Here is a 26088-nt window from a genome sequence, read left to right as displayed (position 1 = left end):
TTTAACTTTCCTTCTTAACGGAAGGGTCAATGGTTCTAAGCGGAATGTAGGTGGTGCAGACACCGTTGCCGTCGGCGATAGTAGCCAACGGCTGGGTGTGCTGTCCCAGCAGCTCTGCTACCACCCGGTGCTCCGCCGCGCACAGTTCTGGGAACTCGTGAGCGACATCTTGGATCGGGCAGTGATGACGGCAAATCTGAACGCCACCGCCTGCTTGATCGACAGTGGCAGCGTAGCCCCTCTCGGTCAGCACGTCGGCAATGGCCTTGGCCTTGGCAGCAACGTCCGCATCGACGCCCGGGACGTCCTTCAACAGATCGTGAACGCGCTGGGCGGCGAAATCCTCCACAGCCTCTTCCCCACCCGTCGAACGGAGGGCGCGCAGTGCCAGCAAGGCGAGAGTGTCGTAATCATGTCCAAACTCCGCCCGACCATCGTCAGTCAGCCGGAAGAGCTTGGCGGGCCGTCCACGTTGCCCGGAACGAGGTGCCTCGACGACCTCGGCAAGGCCGTCGGAGACGATGTTGTCTAAGTGTCGCCGGACACCGGCTGCGCTTAAACCGAACTCCTCGCTGATATCCGATGCGCTCACCGGACCGTGGCGCAACACGTGCAGAAGAATGCGGCGCCGCGTGTCGTTCTCTGCGGTCGGCTGGGAAGCTCGCTCCTCAGATGTCCGTGCCACGCTGTACCTCCTCTTTCTAAAGCTCGTGTGCGCCAGTGCAACAAAAAATGTGCCTACATGATTAGACAACAAAAGTGTGTCGTAAATATTCCGGCTTGTCTACTAAGGCAACCCTGCCTAAGTCGTGCTCAGGCGACGCGAAGGGTTTGCAGATTGTTTGGGGTGCTGGTCACGGCCATGGCTAAGCGGAGGATGGGGGCGCATTCGGTATCATCTGCACCTATGACTACCCCCACTTCGGCCACCCCGGACGCCCCACAGGATTCGCGTCTCTTGCGGCCGTGGCGGAGGTTCCAGGAGCAGCTACCCCGCCTGGGGCTGGCTGGCTCGCGCTCTGCCCAACTGCACTCGGATTCCGACGGGGACAATGCACCGGAGGGCTCTCTGCAGCTGGAGCCATTAAACCGCGCTCTTTCCATGCGCCTGTATACGGCGGTGTTTTTAGGCACGTTGGGCACGATACTGATCACCGTCGGCGGGTTGGGGGCCGGAGCGTTCCCCGTAGTGCACAACCCATACTGGGACTTCCCTGGCGTCAACACTTTGGCGCGGATGCTGCACTCCACCACCGTGATGGTTTTCGTGGGCATCGGTTTCCTGGTTTACGGCTGGCTGCTGATGTTCCGGTTTGCCGTCTCTGCACCGGGAAGGCCCAACCATCCGATCCCCGTGCGCACCTACTGGCGTGCGTTTTTCGTATGGGTCGCTCCCCTGATGGTTACACCGCCCCTGTTCACCCAGGACATTTACTCTTACCTGGCGCAGGGAGCGATCGCCGCGAAGGGGTGGGACCCTTACAGTGCCGGACCGGTAGATCTCTTGGGCATTGACGATCCGCTTGCCCGTTCCGTGCCCCTGATGTGGGCGCACTCCCCCGCACCCTATGGGCCGGTGGCTCTCGGCTACGGCGAAGTGATCTCTTTGATCACCGGCAACTCCATCATTCTGGGCATTGTCCTGCACCGATTGGTGGCGATCCTGGGGCTGGCGCTCAGCGGCTGGGCGCTAGTCCGCTTGGCCCGCCGCTGCGACGTGTCCAGTGGCGCCGCACTGTGGCTGGGCGTGTTGAACCCGCTGGCGATCCTGCACCTCGTAGGTGGCATCCACAACGAGGCTGCCTTAATCGGCCTACTGCTCGCGGGAATGGAGCTGGTTCTGCGCGGGGTGGATAAGGAGGACCGACCGCTGACCAGCCGGTGGATCCTGATCATCTGCGGCTTCGGACTCATCACGATGGCCGGCATGGTCAAGGTCACCGCCCTGATCGGCTTGGGCTTTGCCGGCGCCGCGCTCGCCCGGTGGTTCGGCGGTCGCCTGGTAGATCTGTGCACCGCCGCCACGGTTTCCCTGGCAATAGGGATCGCCACCGCTGCACTGATGTCTGTGATCACGGGCGTGGGCTTCGGTTGGATCACCTCTCAGGGAGGAGCTGCAGAGATTATCTCCTGGATGTCCATCACTACCTCTCTCGGCGTTGCCTCCGGAGCTTTGGGCGGTCTGCTGGGTCTTGGTGATCACACCGATTCCGCGCTTATTGTATTCCGCACCCTCGGCTTGATGGTCGGCGCGTTTTGGGTTGTGCGCATGTTGTGGGCCTCTTTCCGCGGCCGCATTCATCCCGTCGGCGGCCTGGGCGTGGCCACCCTGATCTTGGTGTTGTTCTTCCCCGTTGTTCACCCCTGGTACCTGCTGTGGGCGATCCTCCCGCTCGCGGCCTGGGCAAACCGTCGTACATTCCACCTCACGGCCGTCGTTTACTCGGTGGTCTTCAGCTTTTTCATTCTCCCCCGTGGCCTCTCGCTGCCCACCTCTACGGTCATCTATATTTACGCGATGAGCTTCGTGTTCTTCCTGGTGGCGCTTATTATCCTGCGCTGGCTGGCGGGCAGCAACGCCGACCTGGCCGAAGCTGTGTCCTTACACTCCAGCAACCGCGAAGAACAGTGGCGACGCTACGTATTGCACCGCCAGAGGACTAGACTTTCTCACCATGACAACAAGACCTGATACCCAGGCACCCGGTAGCGCGCCCGTCCTGGAGCTCCGCGACGTAGTCAAAGCCTACGGCGACCGCCGAGCCGTAGACGGGCTGAGCCTCAGCCTCGCTGCCGGCCAGGTGCTCGCACTCCTCGGCCCGAACGGCGCGGGCAAAACCACGACCGTGGAAATGTGCGAGGGCTTCATGCGCCCCACCGAGGGTGCCATTCGCGTGTTCGGCAAAGATCCGGCGGTCCATTCGGACGAGGTTCGCAGCCGCATCGGGGTAATGCTGCAAGGTGGCGGCGCGTACCCCGGAATCCGCGTAGGCGAGATGTTGCGCCTGGTGGCGTCGTATTCAAAAAATCCCTTAGATCCCGAGTGGCTGCTGCAGACCGTCGGGCTGACGGAGCACGAAAAGACCCCGTACCGGCGGCTGTCGGGTGGCCAGCAGCAGCGCCTCAGCCTGGCTTGTGCCCTGGTCGGGCGCCCCGAATTGGTTTTCCTCGATGAGCCGACCGCTGGGCTGGACGCACAATCGCGATTGGCCGTGTGGGATCTGGTGGCCTCGCTGAAGCGTGACGGCGTGGCGGTGATACTTACCACTCACCTGATGGACGAAGCCGAGGCGCTCGCGGACCAGGTGATCATAATCGACTCCGGCCGTGTGGTGGCCGCGGGTACGCCGGAAGAGATGACGTCGCGCCGCGACCCGGAAGCTCACGGTGCGTGGCTGTCGGTGCAGGTTGATTCAGACGCCGCACTCCCCGACGTCTCCGCTGCTATTGCCAAGCACACGCAGGCGCCGGTGAGCGTGGACGAGCTGCGTCCCCGCCACTTCAAGGTGGAGTGCGACGAGCTGAACCCCCAGCTGATCGCCGCGGTGGCCGAGGCTTTCGCCGACGTGGGTGCGATGATCAGCCACCTCCAAGTCAATCGGCAGTCGCTGGAGGACGTGTTCCTCTCGATCACTGGAAAGGACATTCGCTCATGAGCACCACCAGCCGCTTCGAGCCTGGCTTTTTCGCCCCTGCACCCCAGCAGGCGAAGTCTTTCGACATCGTCAAGGCGCAGGCCAAGATTGAATCGCTGCTGTTCCTGCGCCACGGTGAGCAGCAGTTGCTCTCTATGGTTATTCCGCTGGGGCTGTTAATCGGATTGACTCTGGTGCCCGGCGACGACGCATCCCACGCAGTAACCAGGATCTTCCCCATGGCTTTGGCGATTGCTCTGATGGGTGCCGGGTTTACGGGTCAGGCCATCGCCGTGGCCTTCGACCGGCGCTACGGAGCCCTCAAACGCATCGGCGCGGCTGGCGTGCCAACGTGGGCGCTGATCGCCGGGAAGGTAGTGGCCGTATGCATTGTGGTGCTGCTGCAGGTTCTGGTTCTGTCTATCGCAGCTTTTGCTTTGGGCTGGCGCCCGGACATCGTTGGATTTCCAGCGGCATTGCTGACCGCGGTGGTGGGCGTGGCAGCCTTCACCAGTCTGGGGTTGTTGCTGGGGGGCACGCTAAGTTCCGAGCTGGTGTTGGCACTCGGCAACACGATTTGGTTCGTTTTGCTGGGTGCGGCGGTATACGCGACCATGACCACCCCCGCCGGAGAGGATGTCAACGACTTTTTGATGGCTGTGCCTTCGGTGGCCCTAACGGAGGGTTTTCACACGGCCGTGGTCGCCGACGGATTTAACTGGGTGGCTCTGTTGAGCCTGGCGATCTGGGCGGTTATCGGCGCCACGTTGGCGCTGAAATTCTTCCGCTTCACGATGGACAGCGACTAGCACCTTTCGGGTTTAGGCAATTAACCCCGCGACATGGGCTTACGTTAGTCTTGAGGGCGTGCTTGAGACTATGAAACGACGCGCCGCGGAGGAGACGAATCCCTTCGTGAAGGCGCTGCTGAAGCTGTACGCCTTTGTCTATGCAGCAGACCGCAAGTTCGGTTTCCCGCGGCCCGTGACTCCGCCGACGATCCGGCGGCAGCGGTTGTTCGCCATCATCCTGTTGGCCTGCCAGACGGGTATCACCTTCACCGGCTCGCTGGTGCGCGTGACCGGTTCCGGCCTGGGATGTGACACCTGGCCTCAGTGCCACCCGGGATCGCTGCTTCCCGTGCCGGGTTCGGCTCCGTGGATTCACCAACTGATTGAGTTCGGCAACCGAACGCTGACGTTCGTCCTGATCATTGCCTGCCTCATATGCTTCATTGCGGTAGTGCGAGCCGCGCGCCGTTCCGCAATTCTGCACCTGGCTTTCGTCCAGGGAATCGGCATCATCGTCCAAGCCGTAATTGGTGGAATCACCGTCCACATGGATCTCATGTGGTGGATGGTTGCGCTGCACTTCCTGCCGAGCATGCTGCTGGTTTTTTTGGCAGCCAAACTGGTCGTGCGCATCGGCGAGCCCGATGACGGCGAGATGCAGCCGCTGATGCCCCGACCGTTGCGCATCCTCACTGATGGCTCTGCGATTAGCTTGGCAGTGGTGCTTATGACCGGCACTTTGGTTACCAGCGCGGGTCCCCATGCTGGCGATGAGGCTATTTTGCCGGAGCACCGACTGCAGGTGCCTCTGATCGACATGGCACACATTCACGCCGGCTTTATGTACCTCTACCTGGGTTTAACGATCGGCCTTCTGGCTGGAGTATTTGCCCTGAACCTAGAGCACCGCATCAAGACGGCCTCTTACTGGGTGATCGCTGCCATCGTCGTGCAGGCGGCCATCGGCATCATGCAGTACTGGCTTGGTGTTCCCCGCTGGTCCGTTCCGTTGCACGTCATAGGTTCCGGCCTCACTACCGCCGCCACCGGATTCCTGTGGGCACTGAAGTCCCGCTACAGCGGTGGCAACGCCAGCCACACGGGCACCACCACCGGGGATAGCCAGCGCCACGAGGCTGTCAACGCCAAAGACGGCTAATATACAGAGTCCAGGGTTATTGTCTAGCTGACAGCGACGAGGGGTCGAACCATGACTCAGCCAACGCACATGCCGCGCACCACACTGAAGTTCAACTCGGGGGTCGATACTCCACTGGTGCCTGAACGGGGCGAACGCTACTACTCCACCCCCAACCCGATGCGGGATAACAGTGGGGCCTTTGAAGCAATAAAGGCAGCGGGTCCGCGGCCTTACGCTCGGGACCTGCCGGGTCGCATGATTATCTTCCTGGTCGTTGGGCTCTTCGGTGCCGTCTTCGCTGCTATTGGTCTCATGCTGATTCTCAGCAAACTTCGCCGTGGGGTTGCAACGGCCGACAGTCTCCGTCTCACGGATACGGTCTTTTTCATCGTTGGAATAGTCTTCGTCGTTGTCGCGGTTTACTCGATCTCCAGCGCCCTAGCACGACGCAGGCGAATCGTCACCGCCTGGAAAAATGGCTGGATCGACTACTACCCAGCGCTGGTCGGGCAGGTCTATCATTGCCGCACCGAAAGGCGAGAAAGCGAATCTTCAGGCTCAACGTTCTATTACTACTATCGGGCGCCTCTCCACGTGCTTTACCCTGATAGCTCGTTCCGGCAGATGCACTCCTTTGAGTTCGAGATGAAGCGCAAGCCCGACTGGTATCGCACCCGTTTTAATATGGCCTCATCGGCGGAAACTGCTGTCGTGGATGGTTTGAACAATAACGGCTGGGCGATCGTCGGTATCAGTCGTCGACCCGAACAAACCCACGCGGAGCTCGATTCCGGGCTCACGAAGAAACAGTGCGAAGCCGTATTCAACCTCGCCGAACGCGATTGGCTCAGAACGGCTTGGTGATCTTAGCCGTGATCCTAGGTCGTGATGCTAACCGAGCACAGCCTCGGCGAGAGTCTGCCAGCCCAGCACGGCATCAACAGACAGGGCCACGAACAGTAGCGACAGGTAGTTGTTCGACAGGAAGAACAGCTGCATAGGCTTAACCGGCGTGCCGTTTTTCACGCCACGGTGCAGCAGGTGCGCCTTAATGATGAACCAGGCGCCGGACAACAAGGCCGCTGCCAGGTAGATCCAGCTAGCGGCGGGAACCAGCAGTAGCGACGTGATGACGGTCGCCCAGGTGTAGCCCAGAATCTGGCGCGTGACCTGTAGCGGAGGCTTGACGACGGGCATCATGGGCACACCGGCGGCCTCATAGTCCTCGCGGTAGCGCATGCCGAGTGCCCAGGTGTGCGGTGGCGTCCAGAAGAAAATAACCATGAACAAAATGAGTGCCTGAGCCCAAGAGAACCACCCCGCGTTAAAAGCACCGCCATCGTTATCGGTGATGACGGCCCAGCCGACAACCACCGGCATGCAGCCCGCAGCGCCACCCCAAATGACGTTCTGCCAGGTGCGGCGCTTCAGCCACTTGGTGTAGACGTAGACGTAGAACCAGTTGGTCAGCACAATAAACCCGGCGGCCAACCAGGAGTGGCACAAGAAACCCAGCCATAGGACAGAGGCGACTAGTAGGATCCACGCGAACACGCGGGCCTGCCCCACCGACACGGTCTGGCGCGCCGTCGGACGGCGGCGGGTGCGGCGCATCAGTTGGTCGATATCGTGATCGACCACGTTGTTGAAGGTGTTGGCCGCACCCGCGCCCATCCACCCGCCGATAAGAGTCAGAAGGATCAGGCCGAAATTCACTTCGCCGCGCGCTGCCTGCAACATTGCAGGAATCGTGGCCACCAGCAACAACTCGATGACCCTGGGTTTGGTCAGTGCTAGATATGCCTTGGCCGTCTCAGCGAATGTCTTCACCGGCTGCCTCGCCTCCCACCTTCTCGAAAAATTTCCGAATCTTCGTCTAACGCTACCTGAGCGTGTAGTGCAGGCCGAAACAGAGCCTGCGCATGCCCATCTACATATGGTCGGATGAGAGGCCTATTAAGTTCCCATCAGGTTCGAAAAAGTTCCAGACAAAAATAGAACCAGCCATCTGTGCCCACTGGCCACGGCGAGCGACGGCGACCATTAGTATGTATGAGGTATTCAGCTTGATGTAGAAAGGCAACCGAAAAGTGACTCTCTCCCCAGAACAGCAGGCACTCACTGTGCGCAATTACCCGGCGGACTGGACGGAGACCGACACGCGTGCGGTCGACCTTGCCCGCGTGCTCGCCGCCGACGCGGTAGAAAAGTGCGGGTCCGGCCACCCCGGCACGGCCATGAGCCTGGCACCGCTGGCATACACCCTGTACCAGCGCGTATTGCGCCACGATCCCAAGGATGTGCACTGGGTAGGCAGGGACCGCTTCGTGCTATCTGCGGGCCACTCGTCGCTGACTCAGTACATTCAGCTGTACCTGGGTGGTTTCGGCCTGGAGCTGGAGGATTTGCAGGCGCTGCGCACCTGGGGCTCCAAAACCCCGGGCCATCCGGAGGTTCACCACACCGATGGTGTAGAAATCACCACCGGCCCGCTGGGCCAAGGTCTGGCTTCCGCCGTCGGTATGGCAATGGCCTCCCGTCGCGAGCGCGCGCTGTTCGACCCGGAGACCCCGGCGGGCGAGTCCCCCTTTGACCACTTCATCTACGTCATCGCCTCCGACGGCGACGTGCAGGAAGGTGTAACCTCCGAGGCCTCTTCCCTGGCCGGAACCCAGCAGCTGGGCAACCTCATTGTGTTCTGGGACGACAACGGTATCTCCATCGAGGATCAGACCGAGATCGCCTTCAACGAAGACGTTGTTGCCCGCTACGCCGCCTACGGCTGGCAGACCCTGGAGGTCACCGGCGAGGACGTCGAGGGCATCCTCGATGCAGTCGAGCGTGCACAGGCCGAGACCTCCCGGCCTACCTTTATCCGCCTCAGCAGCGTGATTGCCTACCCGGCACCGACGAAGATGGATACCGGCGCCTCGCACGGAGCCGCCCTGGGTGCCGAGGAGATCACGGGCATCAAGCAGGCACTGGACTTCCCGGATGAGCCGTTCCCGGTAGAGGACAACGTGCTTTCCCACACCCGCAGCCTGATTGAACGCGGAGCGCAGGCCCACGAGCAGTGGCAGGGTCTTTTTGACGCCTGGGCGGAGAAGAACCCGGAGAACAAGGCTCTGTTCGACCGTCTTTACTCCCGCGAACTTCCGGCAGGCTTCGATGCCGAGGTGCCCAGCTGGGATGCGGGCGAATCCCTGGCTACCCGTAAGGCCTCGGAGGCTACCCTGCAGGCGCTGGGCAAGACTCTGCCGGAGCTGTGGGGTGGCTCCGCCGACCTGGCTGGCTCTACCAACACCATCATTAAGGGTTCCCCGAGCTTCGGCCCGGAGGCCATCAGCACCCGCAATTTCTCCGCCGAGCCGGGCGGCCGCAACCTGCACTTCGGTATTCGCGAGCACGGTATGGTCGCCATCCTGAACGGTATCGCCCTGCACGGCCCGACCCGACCGTACGGCGCGACCTTCCTGCAGTTCTCCGATTACGCCCGCGGCGCGGTGCGTCTGGGGGCGCTGATGCAATCGGACGTCTACCACGTGTGGACCCACGACTCCATCGGCTTGGGCGAGGACGGTCCGACGCACCAGCCGGTCGAGCACCTGGCTGCACTGCGCGCGATCCCGCACCTGTCCGTGATCCGCCCAGCCGATGCCAACGAGACCGCCGCCGGTTGGGTTGCCGCACTAAAGGCCGAAGAGTCTCCGAAGGCTCTGGTGCTGACTCGCCAGAACGTTCCCGTGCTGGAAGGCACCAAGGAGAAGGCAGCCGAGGGCGTGGCCCGCGGAGCCTACGTGCTGGTTGAAGAATCCACCGACGCCCCGGAGGTCATCCTGCTTGCCACGGGTTCCGAGGTACAGCTGGCCGTGGAGGCAGCCAAGGAGCTGGAAAGCCAGGGCGTGGGAACCCGCGTGGTCTCCGTCCCAGTGATGGAGTGGTTCCTCGAGCAAGATGCCGAATACCAGGAGCAGGTACTGCCGAGCAACGTCACGGCTCGCGTTTCCGTGGAGGCCGGTATCGCCATGCCGTGGCACCGCTTCGTTGGCCTGAAGGGTCGCACCGTCTCCCTGGAGCACTACGGCGCATCGGCCGACTATAAGACTCTGTACCGCGAGTTCGGCATTACCGCCGAGGCCGTTGTGGCCGCCGCGCACGATTCCATCGCAGCCAACAAGTAACAGGACTGGATCTTTAACCATGAGCACTCCCGCCAACATCGACGCACTCGCTGCCGCCGGTACCTCCGTGTGGTTGGACGATTTGTCCCGCGACCGCTTGCGCTCCGGCAACCTCGCGGAGGTCATTGAGGACAAGGGCGTGGTCGGCGTGACCACCAACCCGGCCATCTTTGCCAATGCGATGTCCCAGGGCACCGCCTACGATGAGCAGCTACGCGAGCTCGCTGCCGCTGACACTCCCGCCGAGACCGCAGTATTTGAAATGGCGGCACTCGACGTGGCCGATGCCTGCGATGTGTTCCGCCCCATCTACGAGCGCACCCAGGGCCTGGACGGCCGCGTCTCTCTGGAGGTAGACCCGCGCCTGGCAAACGAGCGCGAGGCTACCGTCACCCAGGCCAAGGAACTGGCCGCCAAGGTTGACCGCGAGAACCTCATGATCAAGATCCCCGCCACCGAAGAGTGCTTACCGGCCATCGCCGACGTGCTGGCCGAGGGCATCAGTGTGAACGTGACCTTGATCTTCTCTGTCTCCCGCTACATCCAGGTGATGGAGGCCTTCGTCGAGGGCATCTCCCGCGCCGACGAGGCGGGTAAGGATCTGTCCACGATCCACTCTGTGGCCAGCTTCTTCGTCTCGCGCGTGGATACCGAGATCGACAAGCGCCTGGATGCCATCGGCACCGATGCAGCCAAGGAGCTCAAGGGCAAGGCAGGCGTGGCTAACGCGCAGCTGGCCTACGACGCATTTAAGGAAAACCTGCTAAACAACCCCGACTGGAACAAGTTGGCTGAGAAGGGGGCGCGGGTGCAGCGGCCACTGTGGGCGTCCACCTCAGTAAAGAACCCGGAGTACCCAGACACCCTGTACGTCACAGAGCTGGCCGGACCGCGCACCGTGAACACGATGCCGGAGAACACGCTGGACGCAACGATCGACCACGGCGAGATTCGCGGCGATACCCTCTCCGGCACCGCCGAAGACGCGCGCGCGATATTCGCCGGTCTGGATGAAGCTGGCGTGAACCTGGCCGACGTATGGGTCGTGCTGGAAGAAGAAGGCGTGCAAAAATTCGTGGCCTCCTGGAACGAACTGCTGGGCACGCTATCCGAGCAGCTGGAAGCTAAGTAACCCCTGACCCGCTCCGACTCCAAAGAGGATCAAAGACAAGTGCAACTTCCCTTTTCCGCCGAGGAATGGCGCAATCCGCTGCGCGACGAACTAGATAAGCGACTGCCGCGCATTGCTGGACCATGTGGCCTGGTGATCTTCGGTGTGACCGGCGACTTGGCGCGTAAGAAGCTGCTCCCCGCCGTGTACGACCTGGCCAACCGTGGCCTGCTGCCGCCTGGCTTCAGTTTGATCGGCTATGGTCGCCGCGATTGGTCGAAGGAGGAGTTCGAGGAGCAAGTCCTGCAGTCCGTGAAGGATCGGGCTCGCACTCCCTGGCGCCAAAACGTGTGGGATCGCCTTGCGGAGGGCATCTTCTTCGTCAAAGGCGACTTCACCACGGATTCTGCTTTCGACGCCCTCGCGGAGAAAACCCGCGAGATCGACAACGAGCGCGGTACCGCCGGCAACTGGGCTTACTACCTGTCCGTGCCACCGGATCACTTCCCTAGCGTGTGCCACCAACTAGAGCGTTCCGGCTTGGCCACGCCAGATCCGGAGCTGGGCGAGCTGCACAACGGCTGGCGCCGCGTGGTCATCGAGAAGCCCTTCGGCCACGACGAGCAGTCGGCCCACGAGCTCAACGAGATCGTGAACAGCGTGTTCCCGGAATCCAGCGTGTTCCGCATCGACCACTACCTGGGCAAAGAAACGGTACAGAACATCCTGGCGCTGCGCTTTGCCAACCAGCTGTTCGATCCGATGTTTAACGCCCATTACGTGGACCACGTGCAGATCACAATGGCCGAGGACATTGGCCTGGGCGGCCGCGCGGGTTACTACGACGGCATCGGTGCGGCCCGCGACGTCATTCAGAACCACCTGTTGCAACTGCTGGCTCTGATCGCCATGGAAGAGCCTGTGACGTTCAACCCCGAGGAGCTGCAGGCGGAGAAGGTTAAGGTTCTGCGCGCAACCACTCCGGTGGGGCCTTTCGCACAGACCACGGCTCGCGGGCAGTACACCTCCGGCTGGCAGGGCTCCATACCGGTAAAGGGGCTGCGTCAAGAGGACGGCTTCGACCCGGAATCCACCACGGAAACCTACGCAGCGGCGACTTTCGAGATCGCCTCCCGCCGCTGGGCGGGAGTGCCGTTCTACCTGCGCACCGGTAAGCGTTTGGGGCGCCGCGTGACGGAGATCGCGATTGTGTTTAAGGAAGCCCCGCATCTGCCCTTCGGGCCGGGCCAGACTACTGCCCAGGGCAGCAACATGCTGGTCATCCGCGTACAGCCCGAAGAGGGCGTGCTGGTTCGCTTCGGCTCGAAGGTTCCGGGCTCTGCCATGGAAGTCCGAGACGTGAACATGGACTTCAGCTACTCCGAAGCCTTCACCGAAGAGTCCCCCGAAGCCTACGAGCGCTTGATCCTGGACGCACTGCTGGATGAGGCCAGCCTGTTCCCCACGAACGAGGAAGTGGAGCTGTCCTGGAAAATTCTCGACCCGATCCTGGACCACTGGGCCGTTCACGGGCGCCCCGAGGATTATCCCGCCGGCACGTGGGGGCCTAAGGGTGCCGAAGAGATTCTGTCCCGGTCGGGGCGGCAGTGGCGCCGACCCTAAAGTCCCTCCCGTCCCCCACCCATTCCGCCCCCCCCGACCGCGTGAGGAGCGCGCACTAAACGCCGATGATTATCGACCTACCGAACACCAAGACCAAAGACATTGAGCACCGCATTCGTGCACTGCGCGAGGAGCGTGGCGATGTTACCAGCGGCCGCGTATTGACCCTCATCGTGGTGGCCAGCGAGGACGACGACCTCGACCGCATTATTAGCTCCACCCACGATGCCTCCCGGGAGCACCCCGCCCGCGTGATCGTGTTGGTCACTCACCGCAGCGAAGAGCCGCTACTGGATGCGCAGCTGCGTATCGGTGGCGATGCCGGTGCCTCGGAAATCATCATCATGCATCTGCACGGCGATCTGTCTGCCAACCGTGCGTCCGTGGTGACCCCAGTGCTGCTGCCCGATACTCCGATCGTGGCGTGGTGGCCTGCGACCGGTCCGCGCAACCCCGCCGCCGATCCCATTGGCGCGCTGGCGACCCGCCGCATCACGGACTCGCTGACGGACGAGGACGAGGACGCTTTGTACCGCCGCCGCATGACCTATACCCGTGGCGATTCGGACATGGTATGGAGCCGCATCACCCTATGGCGCGGCCTGCTGGCCTCTGCACTGGATCAGCCTCCGCACCACCCGATCGTCTCCGCCGAGGTCTGGGGTCCAAAGCACGATCCCTCTGCGGACATTGCCGCCGGTTGGCTGGCCGAGCGCCTGGATGTTCCGGTGACCAGGCACGTTTCTGTTGAGGGGCGCCACAGCGAGGACGCGGATGGCAATCGCCTGATTTCTATCGAAAAGGCGGTGCTGCACCGCCAGGTGGGTGCGGTTGAGGTCGAGGTTATAGACGCCAACACGGTCTCGCTGACCGTCGGCGACCAGAACTCTATGGTCACCCTCGGCAGGCGTGCCCTGGCGGACTGCTTGGCTGAGGAACTGCGCCACCTGGATCCGGACTATGCCTTTGGACATGCCCTGCGCGGCTTGGTGCGCGTGAACCGACCAGACCGTGGCCCTCGCACCTCACAGTTCCGTGGCGTGAAGAGCCCCGGTGCGGAGGACAAGCTGGACCGCTGGACCTCCCGCGATGCCCGCCATACCTTTAACAACTTCGACGGACAGGAGTCTCTACGATGAAGCCCACCCACGATAACCGCCGTGACCCCGTCGTCAGCGACAAGACCGGGGTGGAGCTGCGCCCCCGCGATAGCAAGCAAGACTTGGCCACTGCCGCCGCGCGCGAGTTCATCAACACGGTGGCCGAGCTACAGCGCACCGGCGACACGGTGACTGGCGATGGCGTTGTGCGCGTGGTGTTGACCGGCGGCGGGGCCGGCATTTCCACCCTGGCTGAGATTGCGGCTCTGGATCACGCGGCGAAGCAGACCGCGGAGGACTTTCCCGTCACGGCGATTGACTGGTCCCAGGTTTACGTCTTCTTCGGCGACGAGCGCTTCCTGCCCGCCGGGGATCCGGAGCGCAACGATAAGCAGGCCTTCGACGCACTGCTGCGCCACGTAGACATCCCTACGCTGAACGTCTTCCGTTACCCCGCACTGGCTGCTGGCGAGCAAGCGGACGGGAAGGCGCTGGACGCCGCGGCGGAGTTCTATGGCAAGACCGTGGACCAGGTAGCCCCGGATGGTTTCGACATCCACCTTTTGGGTATGGGCCCGGAAGGTCACATCAACTCCCTGTTCCCGCACACCGATGAGCTGTTGCACGCCGAGGGGTCGGTCGTGGCCGTACGTGAGTGCCCGAAGCCCCCGGCAGAGCGAGTGAGCTTGACCATGCGGGCGGTGAACCGCTCCCGCGCGGTGTGGCTGCTGGTGAGCGGTGCAGAAAAGAAAGAAGCTGCGGGCCAGGTATTCGACGGCGGTAATGGCGCCGAGTGGCCCGCAGCCTTGGCCTCCGGCACGGAGGCTACGCTGCTGTGGGTCGACAACGCTGCCAACCCACTGCTTTAGTCGAAGCGGTCTGGAGCTTTAACCCAGGCCGTAGTGCAGTACCAGGTTGAGGCCGACGAGAGCCAGCAGCCAGATCACCGCGGTGGCTACGGTCAGGCGGTCCAGGTTCTTTTCTGCCACGGTGGAACCGGACAGGTTGGACTGCATGCCGCCACCGAACAGGCTAGACAAACCGCCGCCCTTACCCTTGTGTAGCAACACGGACAGGCCCATCAGCAAGCTGGTGACTACCAGGATGATCTGCAGCGTTAGGATCAATGCCCTACCCTCAACTCTTCTATCAAAATCGACTAACTAAAACTTTTGAATAACACCACGAACTTACCCGCTGCAGCCCCCGCGTGACAACCCGCCACGCGGGATCCGCTGGGGTCAGCCTAACCTGAGTTACGCAGTGCCGTGGCCAGACCGTTCATCGCCAGCTGGATCCCAGAGCGCACGCTATCGGAATCGTCGCCGGCACGGAAGCGTCGCAGCAACTCCACCTGCAACAGGTTTAGCGGCACCAGGTACGGGAAGCGGTTACGCACCGAGCTCACCAGCTCCGGATTGTCGGCCAGCAGTGTGTCGCGTTCCGTGATCTGCAGGAACATGTCCACGGTGAGCTTGTACTCCTCAACAATCACGCCGTAGATTCGCTCCGCCGCCTCCCGATCCTCCACCAGCTCGGAATACAATTGCGCGATCGACAGGTCAGCCTTCGCCATTACCTGAGCCATGTTAGAGAGAACCGAGTCGAAGAACGGCCAGCGCCTGTGCAGTTCCCGCAGGTAGTTGAGGCGCGAGGTGGCGTCGCCAGAAACAGAGGTACCTTCCTCGATCCAACGCTTCAGGGCGCTGCCCACGCCGAACCAACCGGGCAACATCACGCGGGACTGCGACCAGCTGAGCACCCACGGGATGGCGCGCAGATCCGAGACCGCAGTGGTCTGCTTGCGCGAGGAGGGGCGGGAGCCGATGTTTAGGCTGCCGATCTCCGCCAGCGGCGTGGAAGTGGTGAAGTACTCGATAAAGCCCGGGTCTTCGTGCATCAGCGCGGAGTAAGCCTTGCGAGACTCCTCAGCGATCTGCCGCATGGTTTCGAAGGCCTCCTCCGGATTATCGAGGTCGTCGACGGGCAGCAGGCTGGCCTCCAGCGTGGCGGCCACAAGTGCCTCTAGGTTGCGGGCAGCATTCGCGGGATCACCGTACTTGGCGGAGATGATCTCGCCCTGTTCGGTGATGCGGACCGCTCCCTGCACGGCGCCCTCTGGCTGGGCCAGGATAGCGTCATAGGAAGGCCCGCCGCCGCGGCCAACGGTGCCGCCGCGGCCGTGGAACAGACGCAGAAACAGCCCGGCCTCGCGGGAAGCCTCGACGAGTGCCAGCTCGGCATCATAGAGCGCCCAGTTGGCAGCAAAGTAGCCGCCGTCCTTGTTGGAATCGGAGTAGCCCAACATGATCTCCTGGGTGTCCCTGCGGCCAGCGACGTAATTGCGGTAGAGCGGCTGCTGCCAGAGCTGGCGCATGATGTCTGCTCCCCCAGCCAGGTCGTCGATGGTCTCGAACAGAGGGATGATATCCACCGAGCCATGCGGGTGCTCGCCGTCCGCGTGAATCAGGCCTACTTCCTTCAGTAGGATCATGGGCTCGATCACGTCAGAGACGGACGAGGCCATGGAAATGATGCAGTGCGGCACCACATCTGCGCCGAACTTCTTGGCCGCACTGGCGGCGGCGCGGAAGATTCCTAGCTCGCGGGCAGTCTCCTCCGACCACTCGGCCTCCGGGTCGGATAGCGGACGCGGGCTGGCCAGCTCCGTCAGCAGTAACTCGACCTTCGCATCCTCCGCGAGGTCCGCGTAGCTCTCCGCAACCCCCGCGCGGGCGAAGATCTCTGTCAAGACGTTCTCGTAGCTTTCGGAGTTTTGGCGCAGATCCAGGGAGTATAGGTTGAAGCCGAAGGTTTCCACGGCTTCGCGCAGGTCCGCCAAAGTATAGTCAGCCAACAGGTCGTCCATAGAGTGGCGCAGTGCCTGATCCAGTGTGTCGATGTCTGCCAGCAGCTCCGCCGGATTGGAATACGGCGCATGGCCCTTGTGGATGCCCCCGGAAACCACCGGCTCACCCAGGGTGTGCTTGGCCGTGGCTGCCACGCGCCCGCGCATGCCATGCAGGGCGCGGCGGAAGGGCTCGTCCACGCGGGAGGGAACGTCGTTGCGCCCGCGGTCGGCTAACTCTTCCAGAGCCTCGGTGGTCTCCGTGAACTTCGAGGACAGGCTGAGCTCATGCTCCAGGGCATAGATTGTCTTTTGGTAGTGGTCGAAAATGGTGCGCGCCGCCGAGGTGGTGGCAGTGCTTACCGTCTCCGCGGTCACGTACGGGTTGCCGTCGTGGTCGCCGCCAATCCACGAGCCGGGGCGCACAATCGAGGTGCGGGGTACTGCGCCTCCGTACTCCTCCTTCATGTGCTCGTTGACACGGCGGTTGATTGCCGGGATCTCGCTAAGCAGACTGATGCCGTAATAGCGCAGACCCACCTTGATCTCGTCTTCGATTCGCGGACGCACGCTGCGGATCAGGGAGGTCTGCCACAGTAGCGTCATCCGACGGCGGATCACCAGCTCGATCTCGGCCAGCTGGCGCGACGAGCGCACCGACTGCGGATTGAGTTTTAGCTCCTTCAGCACACGCGCACGACGGCGCATCATCTTCATGATGTCCGTCTGCACGTCGAACACAGTCCGGCGGCGCGTTTCCGTCGGGTGCGCCGTCAGCACAGGCGCTACCAGAGCGTTCGCCATCGTCTCGGCGACCTTCCCTACCGGTACCTCCCGATTGTGCAGCTCCTGCCAGGTGTAGGCCAGCGTCGAGCGCGGTGCGGTGTTGCCGCGATCTTCCTCGAGGTCGCGCACCCGCTCTACGTACAGGTCCTCTGCCAGGTTCGCCATCAGCGCAAAGTGCGAGAACGCGCGGATGACGGGCAGCGCCTTCTCAGTCGGCAACGCGTTGAACTGCTCCGCCAACTGCTCGATCTGCATCTCTCCGTAGCGCAGATCAAAGGCCGCGCTGCGGGTGTTCTCAATGAGGTTGAAGGTGTACTCGCCCTCCTGCTCCCGGATCACCTCGCCCAGGATGCGCCCGAGGTAGCGGGTATCGTCCCGCACCGTCGGGCTGATCTCGGGGTGAGCAATTTCTTCGGGAGCGACGGGAATGGCCGTGCCGCGGATCGTGTCCTTATTCATCTCGGCGACTCTTAGGCCGTTGCCTTAGCCGCGGCGGCAGCCAGGCGCGCGAAATCTTCGCCGTCTAGCGACGCCCCGCCGACCAGACCGCCATCGACGTCCGGCTGGCCAACCAGCTCTCCGACGGAGTCGGTCTTCACTGAACCGCCGTAGAGGATGCGAATTCCAGCCGCAACTTCCTCGCCCGCTAGTTCGGCAACGAGTTCGCGGATGGCGTGGCACACTTCCTGTGCGTCTTCGGCGGAAGCCACCTTGCCGGTGCCAATGGCCCAGACGGGCTCGTAGGCAATGACAGTCTTGGCGAGATCCTCGGCAGACAGTCCAGCCAGGGAGGCCTTGGTCTGGTCCTTGACGAACTCGACGTGCTCGCCCTTTTCACGGATGTCCAGCTGCTCGCCGACGCACACGATCGGCTGCAGGTCGTTTTCCAGTGCTGCACGGGCTTTGGCTGCTACGACCTCGTCGCTCTCGCCGTGGTACTGGCGGCGCTCCGAGTGGCCCACGATGGCCCAGGTGCAGCCCAGCTTCTTCAGCATTGCGCCGGAAACCTCGCCGGTGTACGCGCCAGAGGCGTGTTGGGAGACGTCTTGGCCGCCGTAGGTGATGGCCAGCTTGTCACCGTCAACCAGGGTCTGAACGGAGCGAATGTCGGTAAACGGCGGGATAAAGGCCACGTCCACGGCCTCGTAGTATTCCTTCGGTAGAGCGAAGACGAACTTCTGAACGACCTGCATGGCCTCCAGGTGGTTCAGGTTCATCTTCCAGTTGCCGGCAATGAGCGGCTTGCGTGCGGTCATTGTATGAAAGCCTTCCTTTTAGGTTCTGCTGGTTCTGGTCTTGTTCTAGCTCTCCAGGACGGACACGCCAGGCAACTCCTTGCCCTCCAGGAACTCCAGGGAGGCACCGCCGCCGGTGGAGATGTGGGAGAAGCCGTCTTCCGCCAGCCCCAGGGTGCGAACCGCTGCGGCCGAGTCGCCGCCGCCGACCACAGAGAATGCGCCGTTAGCGGTGGCGTCGATAATTGCCTGAGCAACACCGCGCGTACCCTCAGCGAACGCGGGGAACTCGAATACGCCCATCGGCCCGTTCCAGAAGACGGTCTTGGAGTTGGAGAGGATCTCGGCGAAAGCCTTGACGGACTCCGGTCCGATGTCCAGACCCATCCAGCCGGACGGAATGGATTCCAGGTCGACCGTGCGGTGGTCGGCATCTTTGTCGAAGCGCTCTGCGGCCTCGACGTCGGTGGGCAGGGCGATAACGTCGCCGAAGCGCTCCAACAGGTCCTTGCAGGTATCGATCATGTCTTCCTGCAGCAGGGAACCGCCGACCTCGTAGCCCTTAGCAGCGAGGAAGGTAAAGCACATGCCGCCACCGATGATCAGGTTGTCCACTCGCGGGGCGAGCGCTTCGATCACGCCCAGCTTGTCGGAGACCTTAGACCCACCCAGTACGACGGCGTACGGCTTCTCCGGGTTCTCCGACACCTTGCGCAGCACGTTCAGCTCTGCCTCGACCAGGCCGCCAGCGTAGTGCGGCAGCTTCTTGGCCACGTCGTAGACGGAGGCCTGCTTGCGGTGAACCACGCCGAAGCCGTCGGAGACGAAGGCGCCGTTGTCGCCGGTCAGGGCTGCCAGCTCTGCGGCGAACTCGGCACGCTCTGCCTCGTCCTTGGAGGTTTCGCGGGCGTCGAAGCGGACGTTTTCCAGCAGCAAGATATCGCCGTCGTCCAGCCCGTTGGCACGCTCGTGAGCGTCCTCTCCGGTGACGTCGGTGGCCAGCGGAACCCACTGGTCGAGGCGCTCAGCCAGTGCTTCGGCGACGGGTGCCAGCGAGAACTCCTCCTTGAACTCGCCCTTCGGACGACCCAGGTGAGCGGAGACGACTACGCGGGCGCCAGCTTCCAGCAGAGCCTTCAAAGTCGGCACGGAGGCATCGATGCGACCCGGGTCGGTGATGTTGCCGTCGGACAGCGGGACGTTCAGGTCTGCGCGAACCAGGACGTGTCGGCCCTGTACGCCCTCATTGATCAGGTCTTGAACAGTCTTGATGGCCATGGGAAGCTCCTTAGAAAAATTTGTGCTGAGGTTTATTCGGGTTGGTTTAGATAAAAGAAGACGGGCCGACTCGATCGGCGCGACGCGCTAACGTGCGGCGATCGGAGCCGAACCCGTCATAGTCCTCACCGGGACTGGCGGTTGGGAGGCGACTTAGAGGCGCTCGCCAACGTAGGTAGCCAGGTCGACCAGGCGGCAGGAGTAGCCCCACTCGTTGTCGTACCAGGAGACAACCTTGACCTGGTTGTCGATGACCTTGGTCAGGCCGGAATCGAAAATGGAGGAGTGCTGGTCGCCGACGATGTCGGTGGAGACCAGCGGAGCGTCGTCGGAGTACTTCGCGATACCCTTCAGCTCGTTCTCGGCGGCCTTCTTCAGAGCGGCGTTAACGGCCTCGACGGTGACCGGCTTCTCAGCCTCGAAGGTCAGGTCGGTCAGGGAGCCGGTGATAACCGGAACGCGGACTGCGTAACCGTCCAGCTTGCCCTTCAGCTGCGGCAGAACCAGGGAAACTGCCTTAGCAGCACCGGTGGAGGTCGGAACCAGGTTCACGGCTGCGGCGCGGGCGCGGCGCAGATCCTTGTGCGGAGCGTCGTGCAGGCGCTGGTCGCCGGTGTAAGCGTGGACGGTGGTCATCAGGCCCTTAACGATGCCGAACTCTTCGTCCAGGGTCTTGGCCAGCGGTGCCAAGCAGTTGGTGGTGCACGATGCGTTGGAAATGATGTGGTGGTTCTCCGGGTCGTAGTCGGTGTGGTTCACACCAACGACGAAGGTAGCGTCCTCGTTCTTCGCCGGGGCGGAGATGATGACCTTCTTGGCGCCAGCCTCGATGTGCGCCTTGGCAGCCTCAGCGTCGGTGAAGAAACCGGTGGACTCGATAACGATGTCTGCGCCCAGCTCACCCCACTTCAGGTTCTTCGGCTCGCGCTCAGCGGAGACGGCGATGCGCTTACCGTCGACGGTGATGGACTCGTCGTCGAACTCAACCTCTGCATCCAGGCGACCCATCACGGAGTCGTTCTTCAGCAGCACGGACAGGGTCTTGTTGTCGGTCAGGTCGTTGATGCCGACGACCTCGATGTCAGCGCCCTGAGAACGGATAGCGCGGAAGAAGTTACGGCCGATGCGGCCGAAGCCGTTGATGCCAACACGGATAGTCATAAGTTGATCTCCTAAACAATGCGTCTACATTTACTTCGATCTAGACGCCAAGGCCCACGGCTCAAAACAACCAAGCCCTCGACCCTCACGCCGACACTTTCGAGGGTACCTGCGCCCCTCAGGCTTCGCAGCGATTCTTAACCCCCTTTGGGAGGGGGGTACTAGTCGACGTCGTTGAATAGCTCCGAGGTTACGGCGGAGTGCGTATCGGGCAGCCCCAGTTCCTCGGCACGCTTGTCCGCCATGGACAGCAGGCGGCGGATACGACCGGCCACTGCGTCCTTCGTCATCGGCGGTTCTGCCAGACGGCCCAGCTCCTCCAGCGAGGCTTCCTTGTGTTCCACGCGTAGCTGACCGGCCTGGGCCAGGTGCTGCGGCACGTCGTTTTCCAGAATCTCCAGGGCTCGCTCCACGCGGGCGGCGGCGGCCACCGCAGCGCGGGCGCTGCGGCGGAGATTAGCGTCGTCGAAGTTAGCCAAACGGTTGGCCTTCGCGCGGTTCTCCCGGTTGCGCCGCTGTTTTTCCCATACCTCGCGGGTATCTTGGGCCCCCATCAACATCAGCAGGCGGCTAATCGAGTCGCCGTCGCGTATCACCACGCGGTTAACTCCCCTGGCCTCCTTCGTCTTGGCTGTGACATCGATGCGACGTGCCGCTCCCACCAGCGCCAGCGCGGCCTCATTGGAGGGGGTTTGCACCTCGAGCGCGGAGGAACGCCCCGGGTCCGTGATGTAGCCGTGTGCCAGGAAAGCTCCGCGCCACGCGGCGACGCACTGGTCCTTCGTGCCACCGATGATGAAGCGCGGCAGCCCGCGGACTGGTCGCCCCGCCCGGTCGATCAGCTCTGTGCGGCGGGCCAGCTCCATGCCGCCCTCCGTCCAGCGCAGCACGTGCCGAGGGCTACGGCGTAGGTTGCCTGCGCCGATGATCTGGTGGTCCGGCTCGATCTTGTACAGCTGCTCAACCATGTCGGTCAGGCGCCGCGCCGTGTCTGCCGAGTCCACCTCGGCCTCGACAACGATCTTCTTACCCACGAGGTGCAGGGCGGCCGTATAGCGCAGCAGGCCGGCGACCTCCGCAGTCATCACGTCGTGGCGGGTCACCAGAACTCGGTTTAGCTCTGCCTTCACATCGGCCGAAAGTGCCACGGACAGTCCCTTCTTTTGTCGTGTGTGCTTGTGTCGTGTGTCTTAGCGCCTTAAGAATTTAATTGGCAATTGATTATAGCCAAGGTGGCTATTCTCGCTCCGGTAGGTCGCATACGCCGCCGGAGACCTCCTGCAGCACGGCCGCGAGCTTCTCTGGATTGTGCCGGTCGGTCCAACGCCCCCGGTTGTCATCCTCCCGCACGTCGCGGTAGATCACCTTAGCGCCGAGTGCTGCTGCGGCCCTATCTATATGACGCCGAGCGCTGGCCACCGGCATCGTCGACAGATCGACGATGACAACGTCGATCTGCAGACTTGGGCAGTGTTGGCGCACCATGTGGATGTGGTGTTCCAGGGACATGCCCGCGGTCTCCCCCGGCTCCGGTACGAGGTTAAGGACGAGCGCCTTGACGGCTTCTGTTTGGTTCAGCGCATCCACGATGCCCGGCACCAGCAGGTGCGGGATCACGCTGGAAAACCACGAGCCCGGACCCATGGAGACCAGGTCGGCGTTGAGGATCGCCTCGACGGCCTCCGGGGCGGCCGGGGGATCCTCCGGATACAGCTTCACGCGGCGAACCTCGCCAAGAGTAGATGCCACGGCCACCTGGCCGCGGACTGCCACGACCTCGCGGGGGTCGTCCTCCAGTCCCAGCACCTCGGCCTCCAGGTCGAGGGGCTCGTAGCTCATCGGAATCACGCGGCCCTCGATGCCCAGCAGGCGGCCGATCTCGTCGAGGGCCTGCATCTCGCTGCCCATCACCTGCGCCAGGCCGGTGATCAAAAAGTTGCCCAGGGCATGCCCCTTCAGCGCCCCAGAACCACCGAAGCGGTGCTGCAAAACGTCCTCCCACATGCGGCCGCGCTCGGTTCCCCTAGTAAGCGCTGCCAGTGCCATACGCAAATCGCCCGGCGGCAGGGAGCCTAGCTCTCTGCGGATGCGGCCCGAGGAGCCGCCGTCGTCGGCCACTGTCACAATTGCAGAGACGTACTCGGCGATAGACCGCGCCGAGCGCAACGTATTAAACAGCCCGTGCCCGCCACCAAGGCAGGCGATCTGTGCGATGGGCTTATCGGAAGTACTCATAGTGTCTCTCCAGCCCTCTTTAGCGTTCCAGATCCCGGTGGGAAAGGTTTACCAGCACCCCGTCGTCGGCCAGCCGGCGTGTCAGCTCTTCGACGATCGCCACGCTGCGATGGTGGCCACCCGTGCAGCCGATCGCTACGGAGACGAAGAACTTGCCCTCCTTGCGATATCCCGGCAGCACGGAGTGGATGAGCCCCAGAATGTGGTCTAGAAACTCCTCCGCGCCTGGCTGAGACAAAACAAAGTCGGAGACGGGGGCGTCAATACCCCTATAGGGCCTCAGCTCCGGATCCCAGTAAGGGTTCGGCAAAAAGCGAGCATCCAACAACATGTCGATGTCCTTCGGAGGCCCGTGCTTAAAGCCGAAGCTCTGCAGGTTGATGCGCACACTCGAATGGTCGGCGGCGGCGAAGAACTTCTCCAGCTCGCGGCGCAGGTCGTGGATGCTCCGGTTGGACGTATCCAGCACGATGTCGGCGCGTTCACGAATACCCGCCAGCATCTCACGCTCGCGGTCAATGCCGTCCTGCAACGTGCCCTTCTGTTGCAGCGGGTGGGTGCGGCGGACCGCGTCGAACCGCGCGATAAGGGCCTCGTCGGTGGCATCTAGGTACAACACCGTCGGGCGGCGACCCCCGGTGTGCAGGTCGTGCAGCACGCTAGAGAGGTTGCCCGCGAAATCGCGGGAGCGCACGTCGGTGACAATAGCCAGCTTCTCGATCGGCGAGTCCTCAGAGAAGCTGAGCTCGACCATGCGCACGATGAGCTCGGGCGGAAGGTTGTCCGCGACGTACCACCCGAGCTCTTCCAAGGCCGCGGCAGTGGCTCTGCGCCCTGCCCCGGACATGCCCGTGATAAGGATCAAAGTGGGCTCTTGCTGCGTTGATGCGCTCATGTTCCCGATCCTACCCAGCATTGAGGGCATCGTGAATGAGTTGCGCTAACTTGCGCCCGAAGCCCGGCAGCGCGGCGATGTCCTCCACACTGGCCTGCTTCACCTTCGCTACGGAGCCAAACTGCTTGACCAGCTGCTTACGGCGCTTCGGCCCCAACCCCGGGATGTCGTCGAGCTTGCTGCGGCGCATGCGGGCACTGCGCTGCTGGCGGTGGAACGTGATGGCAAAGCGGTGCGCCTCGTCTCGCAGGTTCTGCACCAGGTACAATGCGGGCGAATTGCGGGGCACGATAATGGGATACTCCTCCCCCGGCACCCAGATTTCCTCCAGGCGCTTGGCAATGCCCACCAGGGTGACGTCGGTGATCCCCAGCTCGTCTAGAACCTCCTGTGCCGCGTTGACCTGCGGTTGACCTCCATCGACGATGAACAACTGAGGCGGGTAAGCGAACTTACGCTTTTCTGTGGCCGCTGCGTCAGCATCGAGCTCCGCTTCGCCCTCCAGCAAATCTCCGCCGTCGTCGCCTGCAGGCACCGCCGACTTGTCCTGTTGATAGCGCTTGAAGCGACGGCGCACGACCTCCGCAATGCTGGCGACGTCGTCCGAATGCCCGTCTCCGGCGGCCTCGCGGATCTTATAACGGCGGTAGTCGGCCTTCTTCGGCAACCCGTCCTCAAAGACCACCAGGCTGGCCACCACGTCGGTGCCTTGGATGTGTGAAATGTCCGTGCACTCGATACGCAGCGGAGATTCATCCATCCACAGCGCCTCCTGCAGCTCCTTCAGCGCGGCAGAACGGGCCGTAATGTCGCCAGCGCGCTTCAGCTTGTGCTGCGCTAGCGCCTGGGTGGCGTTCGTCTCGGCGGTGGTCATCAACGCCTTTTTATCGCCGCGCTGTGGCACGCGGATCTGTACGTTAGAACCGCGCAGGCTGGTTAGCCATCTCGCCAGGTCGCCAGCCTCTTCCGGCATAGTGTGCACCAGAATCTCGCGGGGGACGGGGGTGACCTGCACATCGCCCACCAAGTCTCCCAGATCCTGCGCGGCCGCCGGATTGATCGCACGTGCGAGTTCCCGGTCCACCTCCGCCCCCGAGGCACCGCCGACCTGCGTCTCCGTCGCTTTCGCTAGTTCAGCGGTTTCGCCATAGAACTGGGTGATGAAGTCCGCAACGAGCTTTTCCTCGCCTAAGTCCTCGTGCTCTACCACCCAACCGCGCTGGCCGTGGATGCGCCCGCCGCGGACGTGGAAGATCTGCACTGCGGCCTCCAATTCGTCGGCAACGAAGGCGATGAGGTCCGCGTCCGTCTTATCCGAAAACACCACCGCCTGCCGCTCCATGGACTTCTGCATGGCCTGTAGCTGGTCGCGCAGTGCGGCGGCGCGCTCGAAGTCGAGGTCTTCACTGGCCTGCTCCATCTCCTTTCGCACGCGCCGCAGCACGGGCTCGGTGTTGCCCGCCAGGAAGCTAGAAAACTGATCCACCAGTGCTCGGTGGTCGGTCGGGGCGATGTTGCCTACGCACGGCGCACTACACCGGTCGATATAGCCGAGGAGGCAGGGCCTCCCCAGTGCCTCGTGGCGCCTATATACGCCCGCCGAACACGTTCGAATCGGAAAGACGCGCGTCAACGACTCGAGGGTCTCCCGGATTGCCCACGCTTTGGGATAGGGACCGAAGTAGCGCACGCCCTTGCGGCGAGGGCCGCGGTACATGAAGGCTCGCGGAATCTGCTCCTTCACGCTGATCGCCAGCATGGGGTAAGTCTTATCGTCCCGGTACATCACGTTAAACCGGGGGTTGAAGCGCTTGATCCAGGTGTATTCCAGGTTGAGGGCCTCTAGCTCGCTGGAGACCACCGTCCACTGCACATGGTTGGCGGACTGCACCATCGCCCGGGTGCGTGGGTGCAGCTGGTTAAGATCCTGGAAGTAATTCGACAGACGTGCCCGCAGGTTCTTGGCCTTGCCGACGTAGATGACGCGTTCGGACGCATCGCGGAACGTGTACACCCCCGGGTCGGTGGGGATACTGCCGGGCTCGGGGCGGTAGGAAACGCTAGACAA

General features: G+C 62.7%; 21 protein-coding genes. 10 read left to right on the top strand and 11 right to left on the bottom strand.

The annotated features are described in order from the left end of the window. Position 1: 1 nt before the first annotated feature. Complete coding sequence (locus tag ACKFRT_RS03100) at positions 2-685, bottom strand: metalloregulator ArsR/SmtB family transcription factor (RefSeq protein WP_296214972.1); 684 nt, start codon at positions 683-685, stop codon at positions 2-4. Positions 686-907: 222 nt separating this feature from the next. Here ACKFRT_RS03100 and mptB point away from each other — a divergent pair, with 222 nt between their 5' ends. The 5 genes from mptB to ACKFRT_RS03075 all read left to right on the top strand — a co-directional run bounded on the left by mptB (position 908) and on the right by ACKFRT_RS03075 (position 6431). Further along, a complete protein-coding gene (gene mptB / locus ACKFRT_RS03095) occupies positions 908-2692 on the top strand; it encodes a polyprenol phosphomannose-dependent alpha 1,6 mannosyltransferase MptB (RefSeq protein WP_296214974.1) in 1785 nt (594 codons plus the stop codon). After that, positions 2676-3656 (top strand): ABC transporter ATP-binding protein, encoded by a 981-nt coding sequence (locus tag ACKFRT_RS03090; RefSeq protein ID WP_296214976.1) that lies wholly within the window; start codon positions 2676-2678, stop codon positions 3654-3656. Before mptB ends, ACKFRT_RS03090 begins: the two co-directional genes overlap by 17 nt. Beyond that, a complete protein-coding gene (locus ACKFRT_RS03085) occupies positions 3653-4444 on the top strand; it encodes an ABC transporter permease (protein WP_296214978.1) in 792 nt (263 codons plus the stop codon). Before ACKFRT_RS03090 ends, ACKFRT_RS03085 begins: the two co-directional genes overlap by 4 nt. Before the next feature lie 70 nt (positions 4445-4514). Then, positions 4515-5585 (top strand): heme A synthase, encoded by a 1071-nt coding sequence (locus ACKFRT_RS03080; RefSeq protein WP_296215128.1) that lies wholly within the window; start codon positions 4515-4517, stop codon positions 5583-5585. A 51-nt stretch (positions 5586-5636) separates the two neighbouring features. Continuing rightward, positions 5637-6431 carry a hypothetical protein gene (locus ACKFRT_RS03075; protein WP_408925703.1) on the top strand — a complete coding sequence of 265 codons (795 nt, stop codon included), beginning with the start codon at positions 5637-5639 and terminating at the stop codon, positions 6429-6431. 27 nt (positions 6432-6458) lie between these two features. On the opposite strand, the gene ACKFRT_RS03070 is transcribed toward ACKFRT_RS03075, so the two are convergent. After that, complete coding sequence (locus ACKFRT_RS03070) at positions 6459-7397, bottom strand: heme o synthase (protein WP_296214982.1); 939 nt, start codon at positions 7395-7397, stop codon at positions 6459-6461. 260 nt (positions 7398-7657) lie between these two features. Here ACKFRT_RS03070 and tkt point away from each other — a divergent pair, with 260 nt between their 5' ends. The 5 genes from tkt (at position 7658) to pgl (ending at position 14451) form a co-directional block, all read left to right on the top strand. Further along, positions 7658-9748 (top strand): transketolase, encoded by a 2091-nt coding sequence (tkt, locus tag ACKFRT_RS03065; RefSeq protein ID WP_296214983.1) that lies wholly within the window; start codon positions 7658-7660, stop codon positions 9746-9748. Between the two features lie 19 nt (positions 9749-9767). Continuing rightward, entirely contained in the window at positions 9768-10880 is a 1113-nt protein-coding gene (gene tal / locus ACKFRT_RS03060; RefSeq protein ID WP_296214985.1) for a transaldolase, read from the top strand. A gap of 39 nt (positions 10881-10919) precedes the next feature. Further along, entirely contained in the window at positions 10920-12482 is a 1563-nt protein-coding gene (gene zwf / locus ACKFRT_RS03055; RefSeq protein ID WP_296214987.1) for a glucose-6-phosphate dehydrogenase, read from the top strand. 65 nt (positions 12483-12547) lie between these two features. Further along, positions 12548-13621, top strand: a complete 1074-nt coding sequence (locus tag ACKFRT_RS03050; protein ID WP_408925702.1) for a glucose-6-phosphate dehydrogenase assembly protein OpcA — start codon at positions 12548-12550, stop codon at positions 13619-13621. Further along, positions 13618-14451, top strand: a complete 834-nt coding sequence (pgl, locus tag ACKFRT_RS03045; RefSeq protein ID WP_408925701.1) for a 6-phosphogluconolactonase — start codon at positions 13618-13620, stop codon at positions 14449-14451. Before ACKFRT_RS03050 ends, pgl begins: the two co-directional genes overlap by 4 nt. 18 nt (positions 14452-14469) lie before the next feature. Here the strand turns inward: pgl and secG are convergent, their stop codons facing one another. From secG to uvrC, 9 genes are all read right to left on the bottom strand, one after another. Further along, positions 14470-14709, bottom strand: a complete 240-nt coding sequence (secG, locus tag ACKFRT_RS03040) for a preprotein translocase subunit SecG (RefSeq protein ID WP_296214993.1) — start codon at positions 14707-14709, stop codon at positions 14470-14472. Positions 14710-14828: 119 nt separating this feature from the next. Next, complete coding sequence (gene ppc / locus ACKFRT_RS03035) at positions 14829-17609, bottom strand: phosphoenolpyruvate carboxylase (protein WP_408926124.1); 2781 nt, start codon at positions 17607-17609, stop codon at positions 14829-14831. Positions 17610-17686: 77 nt separating this feature from the next. Continuing rightward, positions 17687-18472 carry a triose-phosphate isomerase gene (tpiA, locus tag ACKFRT_RS03030; RefSeq protein ID WP_408925700.1) on the bottom strand — a complete coding sequence of 262 codons (786 nt, stop codon included), beginning with the start codon at positions 18470-18472 and terminating at the stop codon, positions 17687-17689. A 45-nt stretch (positions 18473-18517) separates the two neighbouring features. After that, positions 18518-19729 carry a phosphoglycerate kinase gene (locus ACKFRT_RS03025; RefSeq protein ID WP_408925699.1) on the bottom strand — a complete coding sequence of 404 codons (1212 nt, stop codon included), beginning with the start codon at positions 19727-19729 and terminating at the stop codon, positions 18518-18520. A 153-nt stretch (positions 19730-19882) separates the two neighbouring features. Then, positions 19883-20890 (bottom strand): type I glyceraldehyde-3-phosphate dehydrogenase, encoded by a 1008-nt coding sequence (gene gap, locus ACKFRT_RS03020; protein ID WP_296214999.1) that lies wholly within the window; start codon positions 20888-20890, stop codon positions 19883-19885. Positions 20891-21051: 161 nt separating this feature from the next. After that, on the bottom strand, positions 21052-22038 hold the full coding sequence (gene whiA, locus ACKFRT_RS03015) for a DNA-binding protein WhiA (RefSeq protein WP_296215001.1): 987 nt from the start codon (positions 22036-22038) through the stop codon (positions 21052-21054). Positions 22039-22126: 88 nt separating this feature from the next. Then, entirely contained in the window at positions 22127-23125 is a 999-nt protein-coding gene (gene yvcK, locus ACKFRT_RS03010) for a uridine diphosphate-N-acetylglucosamine-binding protein YvcK (protein WP_408925698.1), read from the bottom strand. A gap of 19 nt (positions 23126-23144) precedes the next feature. Continuing rightward, entirely contained in the window at positions 23145-24020 is an 876-nt protein-coding gene (gene rapZ / locus ACKFRT_RS03005) for an RNase adapter RapZ (RefSeq protein ID WP_296215005.1), read from the bottom strand. A gap of 10 nt (positions 24021-24030) precedes the next feature. Beyond that, positions 24031-26088, bottom strand: coding sequence for an excinuclease ABC subunit UvrC (uvrC, locus tag ACKFRT_RS03000; protein WP_408925697.1), 2058 nt, complete (start codon positions 26086-26088; stop codon positions 24031-24033).

This window comes from Corynebacterium jamesii, assembly GCF_046097395.1.
GTDB lineage: Bacteria > Actinomycetota > Actinomycetes > Mycobacteriales > Mycobacteriaceae > Corynebacterium.
Note: the sequence above shows the minus strand (reverse complement) of the source record. Positions and strands in the feature narration are given on the sequence as shown.

Coding starts and splice junctions, on each gene's coding strand:
- ACKFRT_RS03025 (WP_408925699.1), bottom strand. CDS start 19,729: ATGGCCATCAAGACTGTTCAAGACCTGATCAATGAGGGCGTACAGGGC.
- tal (WP_296214985.1), top strand. CDS start 9,768: ATGAGCACTCCCGCCAACATCGACGCACTCGCTGCCGCCGGTACCTCC.
- ACKFRT_RS03050 (WP_408925702.1), top strand. CDS start 12,548: ATGATTATCGACCTACCGAACACCAAGACCAAAGACATTGAGCACCGC.
- ACKFRT_RS03090 (WP_296214976.1), top strand. CDS start 2,676: ATGACAACAAGACCTGATACCCAGGCACCCGGTAGCGCGCCCGTCCTG.
- ACKFRT_RS03075 (WP_408925703.1), top strand. CDS start 5,637: ATGACTCAGCCAACGCACATGCCGCGCACCACACTGAAGTTCAACTCG.
- pgl (WP_408925701.1), top strand. CDS start 13,618: ATGAAGCCCACCCACGATAACCGCCGTGACCCCGTCGTCAGCGACAAG.
- ACKFRT_RS03080 (WP_296215128.1), top strand. CDS start 4,515: ATGAAACGACGCGCCGCGGAGGAGACGAATCCCTTCGTGAAGGCGCTG.
- rapZ (WP_296215005.1), bottom strand. CDS start 24,020: ATGAGCGCATCAACGCAGCAAGAGCCCACTTTGATCCTTATCACGGGC.
- gap (WP_296214999.1), bottom strand. CDS start 20,890: ATGACTATCCGTGTTGGCATCAACGGCTTCGGCCGCATCGGCCGTAAC.
- ACKFRT_RS03085 (WP_296214978.1), top strand. CDS start 3,653: ATGAGCACCACCAGCCGCTTCGAGCCTGGCTTTTTCGCCCCTGCACCC.
- yvcK (WP_408925698.1), bottom strand. CDS start 23,125: ATGAGTACTTCCGATAAGCCCATCGCACAGATCGCCTGCCTTGGTGGC.
- tpiA (WP_408925700.1), bottom strand. CDS start 18,472: ATGACCGCACGCAAGCCGCTCATTGCCGGCAACTGGAAGATGAACCTG.
- mptB (WP_296214974.1), top strand. CDS start 908: ATGACTACCCCCACTTCGGCCACCCCGGACGCCCCACAGGATTCGCGT.